The following is a 10543-nucleotide window of genomic DNA, read 5'->3' as shown; positions in this document are numbered from 1 at the left end:
ATTTATAAACTGTTTGTTGATTAAAACAAAATTATATGAAAGTAAAAACTATACTCGTATCACAACCTGCACCCAAGGCAGCACAATCACCTTATTTCGATTTAATGAATAAACAGAAAGTGAAAATTGACTTTCGCTCGTTTATCCATGTTGAAGGTGAAACTTCAAGAGAAGTTAGAAATCAAAAGATTGATTTTTTAAGTTTTTCGGCAGTTATTTTTACAAGTAGAAATGCAGTAGATCATTATTTCCGTCTCGCTGATGAGATGAGAGTAGTGATACCAGACGATATGAAATATTTTTGTCTGTCGGAAGCAGTTGCCTATTATTTGCAAAAATACGTGGTCTACAGAAAGCGTAAGATCTATGTGGGAACAAGAACATTTGATGATTTAATGCCTTTAATTAAAAAGCATAAAGCAGAAAAATTTCTTTTACCTAGCTCTGACAAAGTAAAGCAAACGATGATCGACAAGATGAATAGTTTGAAAGTAGAGTGGAAGAGAGCTATTTTGTTCAAGACAGTTATCAGTGATCTTTCTGATCTTGAAAATGTTTTTTATGATGTGCTTGTATTCTTTAGCCCTAGCGGAATTAAGTCTTTATTTGAAAACTTCCCAAGTTTTAAGCAAAATAACACCAGAATTGCTGTATTTGGAAATTCAACGGTAAAAGCCGCTGAAGAAGCAGGTTTAAAAATTGACATTGCTGCTCCATCTAAAGAGACACCATCCATGACGATGGCTTTGGAAAAATATATTAAAGAAGCAAACAAATAGTTTGGTTCTTATCTAAAAAAAAAGCGATTTATTCATGAATAAATCGCTTTTTTTATTGTCTAAGATGCTATTAATTCTCCTTAATTACAGCAATAATTTTAGCCTCCAATTCCTCTGCAAGCTCTGGATTATCACCAATTAAAGATTTTACAGCGTCTCTACCTTGTCCTAATTTGGTATCTCCGTAACTAAACCAGGATCCACTCTTTTTAATGATTTCATATTCTACACCTAGGTCTAGAATTTCACCTACTTTAGAAACTCCATAGCCATACATAATATCAAATTCCGTCATTTGAAAAGGAGGAGCAACTTTATTTTTTACAACTTTAACCTTGGCTCTGTTACCCAGCACCTTATCTCCATCCTTGATCTGAGTTCTTCTTCTGATATCTAACCTAACTGAGGCATAAAACTTCAAGGCATTTCCACCTGTTGTAGTCTCTGGGTTACCGAACATAACACCTATCTTTTCTCTCAATTGATTGATAAAAATAACGGTACAGTTCGTTTTATTGATGGTGGCAGTAAGCTTTCTTAATGCCTGAGACATCAATCGGGCATGAAGTCCCATTTTTGAGTCACCCATTTCTCCTTCAATTTCACTTTTAGGAGTCAAGGCTGCTACTGAATCAATTACAACAATATCAACAGCTCCAGAGCTAATCAAATTATCAGCAATTTCTAGGGCTTGCTCTCCATAGTCAGGTTGTGATATGATCAGGTTATCTATATCTACTCCTAAATTATCAGCATAAAAACGATCAAAAGCATGCTCCGCATCAATAAATGCCGCAATGCCTCCTGCTTTTTGAGCCTCTGCCATTGCATGAATGGCCAGTGTGGTTTTACCTGAAGATTCAGGGCCGAAAATTTCAATAACTCTTCCTCGAGGGTATCCACCTACTCCTAAGGCCAAATCCAACCCTAAAGATCCGGATGGAATAACATCTATATCTTCATGGGCTACATCTCCCATTTTCATTACAGACCCTTTTCCATACGTCTTGTCTAGTTTATCAAGTGTGAGTTGAAGCGCTTTAAGTTTTGCTGCTTTTTCTTTGTCTTCTGCCATAATCGATCGTAAATTTTATCTTTTTTCCTAATAATTGAACGGTAGCTAAAATAGGAAAATTTATGGGTAACTATTCCTTAAATAAGCAAGATTGTTATTAACAAAAAATGGGTAAAAAATGTAGGAATAATTCCTTATTTAATTATTGACCAAATACTTCAAAAGTCAACGAAAAAGGGGAAAAAAATCAACTATTCGATATGTTTATACTAAAAAACAGCTAAATATGACCAAAAAATGATCTTGATTAAAAACCACGATTCACTCCTCAGGAGAACACATTGAAATTTTTAAATCCATAAAAATATAATGATATCAGATGCATTATCAATTTATTTTTAGACCCATAAAAACATTTTTTGATCATGATTTCTTCTTAGAGCGAAATTTAGAATGTTCCTTTTTGTCATAATTGATATCTTTGTGTATCGTAAAACAAATAAATATCATGAATAAAAATTACTTAATTACAATTATTATGATTCTTGGTCTAAGTATCACTATGAATGCTCAAAAGATCATTCATGATGCTGAACAGGATATTCTCCAAGAACAATATGGAGATCAATGGGCAAGTCAGGACAAGGAAATTGACAAAAAACTAAAGGAGCTTGAAAAGAAATTCGGTAAAAAACCGAATATCATTCATATTATGTGGGATGATAACAGTTTTGGTGAAGTTGGTATCAAGGCCTTCAATAAGATCCGAGGTTTTGATACGCCTCGTTTAAATAAAATGGGGGAGGACGGTATTGTTTTCACCAGAATGTATACTGAACCATCTTGTACTCCCACACGTGCGGCAGCTTTAACAGGCCGTTTAGCCGCAAGAAGTGGAATGCATACAGTTTCTTTTCCTCCTGAAGGAGCGGGTTTACCTGCGGAAGAAGTAACCATTGCTGAGATACTTTCTGAAGCCGGTTATAGTACTGCCTTTTTTGCAAAAGCACATCAAGGTGATATCGAAGAAAGCTATATGCATAATCAAGGGTTTGATGAAGCACAGTTTTCTTTGTATAATCAATTTCCTCCAATGTTCTGGCATGCAGAAGGAGAAGCCGTTGGATTGACCAAAGGGTTTATTAGAGAAACCACAGAGAAGAACTATATCGTTGATCAAACATGGCGTCCATATGGTTACATTATGGATGTTGAAGGAAAAAAAGGAGAAAAAGCAAGAGAAACCCTTCCACCAACTCTCGAAAACTACCGGGAAATTTCTAAACAACACCAGGAAAAAGCTTTGGATTTTATCAAAAGAAAAGCAAATGACGACAAACCTTTTTATTTGGCTTATTGGCCAAATGTATATGACCTGATTCCTCAAGGACAGGAAATAACCACTTCCAATAGTTCCATGTTTGCGCAAAATATAGAAAGGCTTGATATGTATATCGGACAGATTCTCGACGAATTAAAAGCACAGGGAATTTCTGAAAACACATTGGTTGTAGCTATGGCAGACAACGGTCCAATGGTTGAAGTACCAGCCGCGATGTATCAAGTTGTCTTTAACGGAGGTAAAGGTGATTACCGCGAAGGTGGAATTCGGGTTGCTGCCTTTGCTCAATGGGATGGAGTTATTGACGCAGGAACCTATGTAGGTGATATGATCACTGTTCACGATCTGTTTACCACTTTTGCAAAAATAGGAGGTGGTATGAAATACATCCCTACAGACAGAATAATTGACGGAATTGACCAAACAGCAGTTTTCCTTTATGGCGATGGTCAATCCAGAAGGGACTATTATCATGTATATACCGGATTGTCACATGCAGCAACAATCAAACAACAATACAAACGTGTTTGGGTGGGTGGCAGACCTGGTTTGGTAAAAAATGATTTCTTTGATTTATACCAGGACCCGAGAGAAATGCGCGGCATGATGGCTCAGTTTTTATGGGCTTGGGGACCATTTGATATGATGAAAAAACGTCATGATGCCATGAATAAGAAGTATCCTTTTTATTCTCGACATGGTGTTCCATTTGAAGGAATCGAAAATTTACGTCCTGAGAGTAAAATATATCAAGAAACAGTAAAAAGAACCATGGAAACGGGACAATAAGTTCCTTAATATTCTAAATAAAAAAAGGGTTTTAATAAACCCTTTTTTTATTCCTGTTTCAACATATACATATGGGGAATTCCATCTTCCATATAAAACTCATCAGTTGAAACAAAACCCAACGATTCATAGAATTTTCTCAAGTACCGCTGTGCACCAATCCTGATGGTATCCGTATGATATAAATGCTTTATTTGTTCAATAGACCTTGTCATCAGTTCATTTCCCAATCCATCTTTTCTGAAATCCTTATGAACAACAACTCTTCCTATGGAAGCTTCTTTAAAATATTGATCCGGGCCAAATAACCTGGTATAAGCTACCGTCTGTCCTTTATCTGTTGTAGCAAACAAGTGATAAGCGATTTCATCTTTCCCATCTAAATCTAAATAAGGACAATCCTGTTCTACTACAAAAATATCGAGGCGTAATTGAATGATATCATGAAACTCAGATACACTTAATTCATTAAAACTTTTAATCGTCCAGTTCATATATTTTCAAAATTAATCCTGAATTATAAAATCTTTATGATCATCTCTCTCAAACTCAGGTTGTAAATTTGAATGATTGATATGAAATTTATCGAACAATAGCTGCTCAACCCTTGCACATATTTGATCAAATTCTGAAAGCATTATGTCTTTATTAAATTCTATATGTGCCTCAAAATGAATATCATGGTCGTTTAATTGCCAGATATGAACATGATGAATATTTTTAATTTCAGGAACAGAAATAATTTCATTTTGAATCATTTCAATCTCAAGATCTTTAGGAGCAAACAACATCAATATTTTTAAAGAATCAACAAAAATACTCCAACTCATAAATAATAGGTAAATAGAAATAATGATGGTTAAAATGGCATCTAACCAGAAGATCTGATAATACTTCATTAGTAATCCTCCTGCTAAAACTGCTACTGATGTCAACATATCTGTAATCAAATGAAGATAAGCCGACTTCATATTCAAATTATGATTGGCATCTTTTTTTAACAATAAGACACTTAATCCATTGGCAAGAATTGCAATAAATGCCAGCCAAATTACCAGATTACTTTCTATTTCACGTGGATCACTTAACCTTTTAATAGCTTCAATTGCAAGAAATACAGCAATTACAATTAAAGTAGATGAATTAATAAAGGCAGCTATGATTTCTGCTCTTTTATAACCAAAAGTTTGATGAAGTGTTTGCTTCTTTTTATTACTGAGAATATTTGCCGCATAACTTATAATCAATGAAATTACATCTGACAAATTATGAACGGCATCTGAAATTAAAGCAAGACTGCCTGAAATTACCCCACCTACAATTTGAGAAGCAGTAATGATTATATTTAAAATAATGGAAAAAAGCAGTCTGTTTCCAGACAATTGGCCATGATTATGTGAATGATGATGACCCATATTATATGTTTATCTGTCGGTCGGAATTTTATCAATTCTGTTTTGATGTCTTCCTCCTTCAAATTCAGTGTTTAAAAAAGTTTTTACAAATTGTAACGCATCTTCTTTAGAAACAAAACGAGCTGGAATACTCAATATATTTGCATCATTATGTTGTCTGGCAAGGGCCACCAACTCATCATTCCAACAAAGCGCAGCACGAATCTTTTGGTGATGATTTGCCGTCATCGCAGCTCCATTACCACTTCCGCAAATAATAATCCCTAAATCAGCATTTCCTGATGCAACAGACTCAGCAACAGGATGTATGGTATCAGGATAATCCATACTTTGGTTATCATTTGTACCAAAATTTTCAACCTCAATCCCGTTTTGTTTTAAATAATCCACAATTTCAAATTTATAATCTGTTCCTGCGTGATCATTTCCTATAGCTAATTTCATACGTGTATTTTTAAGCAAAATTAAACTTATTAAAGTAATAAACATAAAAATTATGCATTGTTAATTAATGTTTACATTTTACTGACCTGTAGGTATTTATAATTTTAATAAATTGTTAATTAAATAGTATATAATTCTTATAATTATTTTTTGATGATTCATCTTATTTATCTATTGCCTAAAACAAATTGAACAAACAAATTTAATTGTAAGATTTTCACTTCAATTTATTAACAGTAATTAACATCATTATAAGCATTATTATTATTTTATTTTTCAGTTTATTTTAGTGAATTAGTTATTTTAAAAATGTGTATAACTTCAAAATTAAATTGATTTCTAACACTTTAGTTTTTTATAAGATGTTAATAGTTTTTTAAAACTGATATATCATAATTATATCTCCACTTTTTATTGGATGTATTAACATACTATAATAAACATCATTTGTTTTTTTAAAATTTAAATAAAAGCTATTTATAATATTATAGTTGTTAATAAGAAGAAAAAAAAGATTAAAGATTTTCGGAAGCGAGTTGAAAATCTAAAGCTGTTATTTGAGTCGTTTGAGAACATTCTACTTTTTCAAAAGTATAATCGATACTTTTCTTTGCAGCAAAAATGCTTAAGGCAAAGATTAAAATACAGAGAATGATAATTTTAACAACTGGTTTCATATACTCTATAGACGAGATAAATTCGAATATGTTACAAAAATGTTAAATTTCTTAAAAAATTTATGATACGATAAATTGAATTGCATTTGGAATAAGCTGTATATGAAGGTTTCCGGAGCCAATTAGTTCACCATCAGCTTGAATAAAAGAAGAAGTATTTTTTTCTATATCTATATTTTTTTCAATAAAACATTGAGATTCTTTCAATGTATGGATACCACCAAAATATAATTTTAGTATATTTTTAAGTACAGTACGTCTTTTAATCTTGGAAATATAGGTAATATCGAAAAAGCCGGTTTGATGATTTTTAAAATGGGTTAATTGCATCCCTGATCCTGAGTATTTACACAAACCTACACTGAGAAGAAATAGTTCAGCATCATAGATTTTATCTGATGTTTGTACGATTAATGTAGAAGGTTTAAAATATTTTAAGCCTACAACTGCTGCGATAATATAACTTAGAGATCCCCACTTTTCATACTTATTTATGTTCTTTACAACATAAGCATCAAAACCGATACCTGCAGTATTCGCGAAAAAAACAACATTTTTAGGAGTTGCTAAAGAAATTCTTCCAATATCCTGATGTTTGCATTTATTATTCACAATTGTTTGAATTGCCTTTGTAGGATTTGAAGAAATACCATAGGTTTTTATCCAGTCATTGCCCGTTCCGGATGGGATCACGGCAATAGTTATTTTATTTGTGTGAACAAGGTCTTGTTTCATAACCCCGTTCACCATGTAATGGAGGGTACCATCTCCTCCGATACAAATAAATTTTCGGTACCCTTTTTTAATTGCTTTTTGTACTAAAAGCTCTTCATGATGCGCGTATTTGGTACTGATGAAATTGTATTTTAAATGAGAATTAGTTAGAAGTCTCTTTATAGAATCAATACGCTTTTTATGGTTGCCTGATCCTGAAGCAGGATTAAAAATAGTGTACCAAATGTCTGTCATTTTTGATTGATTCGATTCATGCAAATTACGATTTGTTTTTAATTCAAGATTTTAGAATTGATTGAGATTATAATACGTACTTTTAAAAATTAGAAATTAAGAATGAATGTCAAGAAAGAAAAATAGAATTTACAAGAAGAAGGGAAATGTTATTAAGGATTTGAGTAAAAGGATTTTACAGGTTTTTAATAAGAATTCAAATAAATTACTTAATTATAAGCAGGTTGCAGCCAAACTGGATATATCTGATGCTCATGGCAGAAATCAAATAATTCAAAAATTACAAGATTTAAAAGCCCAGGAAAGGATAGAGGAAATAGAAAGAGGAAAGTTTGTTTTGGTACCTCAAAGTCACTATCATCAAGGTGTTGTTGAAGTAACGTCCAGAGGAAATGCCTATGTAATCTGTGAAGACCTGGAACATGATATTTATATACCGTCGAGAAACCTGAATCATGCCTTGAATAATGATCTGGTAAAGGTCTATGTGTATAAGAGAAAAAAGAATAAAAAACAAGAAGGTGATATTGTCGAAATATTAGAAAGATCTAAAACAGAATTTGTAGGTGTGCTGCAAAAAAGTAAATCATTTGGATTTGTGGTGCCTGATGATCCTAAAATGTATGCAGATATTTTTGTATCTCCTGAACATTTGAATGAAGCAGAAGATGGTGACAAAGTTTTGGCGAAAATTACAGATTGGCCCAACAATTCGAAGAATCCTTTTGGTAACATCATACAGGTTTTGGGTAAGCCTGGTGATCATGATACAGAGATACATTCCATTCTGCTTGAATATGGATTACCATATACTTTTCCTGAAGAAGTGGAAGCCTACGCTTCGAAAATTCCGATAGAAATTACTGAAGAAGAGATTGCAAAAAGAAGGGATATGAGAAAGGATCTGACTTTTACAATTGATCCTAAAGATGCAAAAGATTTTGACGATGCTTTATCTTTTATGGTTTTAGAAGATGGAACCTTTGAAATTGGTGTTCATATTGCGGATGTTTCGCATTATGTAAAGGAAAAGACCGTCCTTGAGGATGAGGCTTATGAAAGAGCAACCTCCGTATATCTTGTTGATAGAGTAGTACCTATGTTGCCTGAAATATTATCTAATAATGTTTGTTCATTAAGACCTAATGAAGAAAAACTTACTTTTTCCGTGGTCTTTAAAATGAATGAAAAAGGGCATGTTTTAGATTCATGGTTTGGAAGAACTGTTATTTACTCTGACAAGAGATTTGCCTATGAGGATGCGCAGGAAATAATTGAAGGAAAAGAAGCGGATGTAGATGAACCAATTAAAGAAGCTATTCTAACCTTAGATACTTTAGCAAAGAAAATAAGAAAACAAAGAATGTCCCAGGGGGCTATTTCTTTTGATAAAACGGAAGTGAGATTTAGTCTGGATGAAAATGCAAATCCAATTGGAGTTTTTGTAAAAGAATCTAAAGATGCCAATAAATTAATTGAGGAATTTATGCTACTGGCTAATAGGAAAGTAGCTGAGTTTATAGGAAAGAAAAAGAAAACATTTGTTTATAGAGTTCACGATGAACCGAATATTGATAAATTAGCCTTATTACAAGGAATCATTTCAAAATTTGGCTATAGAATTGATACCAAATCAAGAGAAGCTACTTCTGATTCTTTAAATCAGTTATTAGCGGATGTGCATGGAAAGGCTGAATCGAATATGATCGAAACATTAACGATCAGATCGATGAGTAAAGCGGTGTATACCACCGAAAATATTGGTCATTATGGATTGGCTTTTGACTATTATACACATTTTACTTCACCAATTCGAAGATACCCGGATGTTATGGCACACCGTTTGCTACAGCATTATTTAGATGGAGGTCAGTCTGTAAAGGCTGATAAATATGAAGAACAATGCAAACATTCTTCAGAAAGAGAATTTATGGCGAGTAAAGCCGAGCGTGATTCTATCAAATATATGCAGGTGAAGTATATGCAAGACCATCAGGATCAGGAATTTGAAGGAGTAATTTCGGGAGTGACTGAATGGGGAATTTACGTGGAAATTATTGAAAATAAGTGCGAGGGAATGGTGAGGATAAAAGATATAAGAAGCGATTATTTTATTTTTGATGAAAAACAATATGCCTTGATTGGACAGGCCGATAAAAGAATGTACCAGCTGGGTGATCAGGTTACTGTTACTGTAAAAAATACCGATTTGGAAAGAAAGCATCTTGATTTTAACTTGGTGGAAGAATAAATGTGTAACAATCTCGATCTAAGTTTGTCTAATACTTAGAATTTATAAAGAAATTAAATAGTGTTTAAATTAAAATAGAAGGAAATGAAAAGAGTATTATTTGCCCTGTTGTTAGTGACTAGTTTTGGTTTTGCTCAAGAAAAGGTTACTATGAATCTGGGAGATTTTCACAGTTTGAAAACCTATAGAGGCTTGCAGGTAGAATTAATTAAGAGTGACGAGGCTAAGGTAATTATCGATGGTAACAGATCTTCTGAAGTAACTGTAAAAAACAGTAATGGTATCTTGAGAATTTCAATGAGTATCACCCATACATTTTCGGCAGATGATGTGATGGTGTATTTGTATTTTAAAGATGAAATTCAGTTGATTGATGCTAATGAAGGGTCGCATATTTATTCTGATGAAGTGTTTAAGCAAACTAAAATTACGCTAAAAGCTCAAGAGGCAGGTCATATAAAATTAGAATTAGATACCGATGATTTAGAGGTATCTTCGGTTACCGGTGGTGAAGTAAAAGTAGAGGGAACATCAAAAAACCAAAAAGTAAAGACCAATACCGGTGGAATGTATAAAGGAGCCAGATTAGATTCTGAAACGGCAGATGTTTCTGCAAATACAGGTGGATTGGCAGATGTAAAGGCAACAAAATTAATTGATGCAAGCGCCAGTACTGGAGGAATAGTAAGTATTAAAGGGGAGCCGGAAGAATTGAAGAAAAGTGAGTCACTTGGTGGATATGTGCGACAATAGTTTATAAATAAGAATTTAATTATTAACTTTGTGGACTAAATGATAAAATAATGATGTTACAGACGATTTTTTTAGGTTTTGTTGGTCCATGGCAATGGATTATCATCGG

At 33.1% G+C, this 10543-nt stretch carries 9 protein-coding genes; 4 read left to right on the top strand and 5 right to left on the bottom strand.

Annotated features, from left to right (window positions below):
- Nucleotides 1-35: 35 nt before the first annotated feature.
- Entirely contained in the window at nucleotides 36-779 is a 744-nt protein-coding gene (locus tag ACR2MV_RS05635) for a uroporphyrinogen-III synthase (protein WP_434020929.1), read from the top strand.
- Nucleotides 780-849: 70 nt separating this feature from the next.
- Here the strand turns inward: ACR2MV_RS05635 and recA are convergent, their stop codons facing one another.
- The gene (gene recA, locus ACR2MV_RS05630; RefSeq protein ID WP_434020928.1) at nucleotides 850-1854 is read right to left on the bottom strand and encodes a recombinase RecA; all 1005 of its coding nucleotides are present in this window, start codon (nucleotides 1852-1854) and stop codon (nucleotides 850-852) included.
- Nucleotides 1855-2302: 448 nt separating this feature from the next.
- On the opposite strand from recA, the gene ACR2MV_RS05625 reads away from it, so the two are divergent.
- On the top strand, nucleotides 2303-3925 hold the full coding sequence (locus ACR2MV_RS05625; RefSeq protein ID WP_434020927.1) for a sulfatase-like hydrolase/transferase: 1623 nt from the start codon (nucleotides 2303-2305) through the stop codon (nucleotides 3923-3925).
- Nucleotides 3926-3972: 47 nt separating this feature from the next.
- Here ACR2MV_RS05625 and ACR2MV_RS05620 read toward each other — a convergent pair whose 3' ends face one another.
- The 4 genes from ACR2MV_RS05620 to ACR2MV_RS05605 all read right to left on the bottom strand — a co-directional run bounded on the left by ACR2MV_RS05620 (nucleotide 3973) and on the right by ACR2MV_RS05605 (nucleotide 7454).
- Nucleotides 3973-4419 carry a GNAT family N-acetyltransferase gene (locus ACR2MV_RS05620; protein ID WP_434020926.1) on the bottom strand — a complete coding sequence of 149 codons (447 nt, stop codon included), beginning with the start codon at nucleotides 4417-4419 and terminating at the stop codon, nucleotides 3973-3975.
- A 12-nt stretch (nucleotides 4420-4431) separates the two neighbouring features.
- Entirely contained in the window at nucleotides 4432-5340 is a 909-nt protein-coding gene (locus ACR2MV_RS05615) for a cation diffusion facilitator family transporter (RefSeq protein WP_434020925.1), read from the bottom strand.
- Between the two features lie 9 nt (nucleotides 5341-5349).
- The gene (rpiB, locus tag ACR2MV_RS05610; protein ID WP_434020924.1) at nucleotides 5350-5784 is read right to left on the bottom strand and encodes a ribose 5-phosphate isomerase B; all 435 of its coding nucleotides are present in this window, start codon (nucleotides 5782-5784) and stop codon (nucleotides 5350-5352) included.
- A 737-nt stretch (nucleotides 5785-6521) separates the two neighbouring features.
- A complete protein-coding gene (locus tag ACR2MV_RS05605) occupies nucleotides 6522-7454 on the bottom strand; it encodes a diacylglycerol/lipid kinase family protein (RefSeq protein ID WP_434020923.1) in 933 nt (310 codons plus the stop codon).
- An 82-nt stretch (nucleotides 7455-7536) separates the two neighbouring features.
- On the opposite strand from ACR2MV_RS05605, the gene rnr reads away from it, so the two are divergent.
- Nucleotides 7537-9681: a ribonuclease R gene (gene rnr, locus ACR2MV_RS05600; protein ID WP_434020922.1), complete on the top strand. Its 2145-nt coding sequence runs from the start codon at nucleotides 7537-7539 to the stop codon at nucleotides 9679-9681.
- Nucleotides 9682-9765: 84 nt separating this feature from the next.
- Nucleotides 9766-10434: a head GIN domain-containing protein gene (locus ACR2MV_RS05595; protein ID WP_434020921.1), complete on the top strand. Its 669-nt coding sequence runs from the start codon at nucleotides 9766-9768 to the stop codon at nucleotides 10432-10434.
- Nucleotides 10435-10543 lie beyond the last annotated feature (109 nt).

The sequence above is a fragment of the Lutimonas sp. genome, from assembly GCF_051011215.1.
Lineage (GTDB): Bacteria > Bacteroidota > Bacteroidia > Flavobacteriales > Flavobacteriaceae > Lutimonas.
Note: the sequence above shows the minus strand (reverse complement) of the source record. Positions and strands in the feature narration are given on the sequence as shown.

Coding starts and splice junctions, on each gene's coding strand:
- ACR2MV_RS05635 (WP_434020929.1), top strand. CDS start 36: ATGAAAGTAAAAACTATACTCGTATCACAACCTGCACCCAAGGCAGCA.
- recA (WP_434020928.1), bottom strand. CDS start 1,854: ATGGCAGAAGACAAAGAAAAAGCAGCAAAACTTAAAGCGCTTCAACTC.
- ACR2MV_RS05625 (WP_434020927.1), top strand. CDS start 2,303: ATGAATAAAAATTACTTAATTACAATTATTATGATTCTTGGTCTAAGT.
- ACR2MV_RS05620 (WP_434020926.1), bottom strand. CDS start 4,419: ATGAACTGGACGATTAAAAGTTTTAATGAATTAAGTGTATCTGAGTTT.
- ACR2MV_RS05615 (WP_434020925.1), bottom strand. CDS start 5,340: ATGGGTCATCATCATTCACATAATCATGGCCAATTGTCTGGAAACAGA.
- rpiB (WP_434020924.1), bottom strand. CDS start 5,784: ATGAAATTAGCTATAGGAAATGATCACGCAGGAACAGATTATAAATTT.
- rnr (WP_434020922.1), top strand. CDS start 7,537: ATGTCAAGAAAGAAAAATAGAATTTACAAGAAGAAGGGAAATGTTATT.
- ACR2MV_RS05595 (WP_434020921.1), top strand. CDS start 9,766: ATGAAAAGAGTATTATTTGCCCTGTTGTTAGTGACTAGTTTTGGTTTT.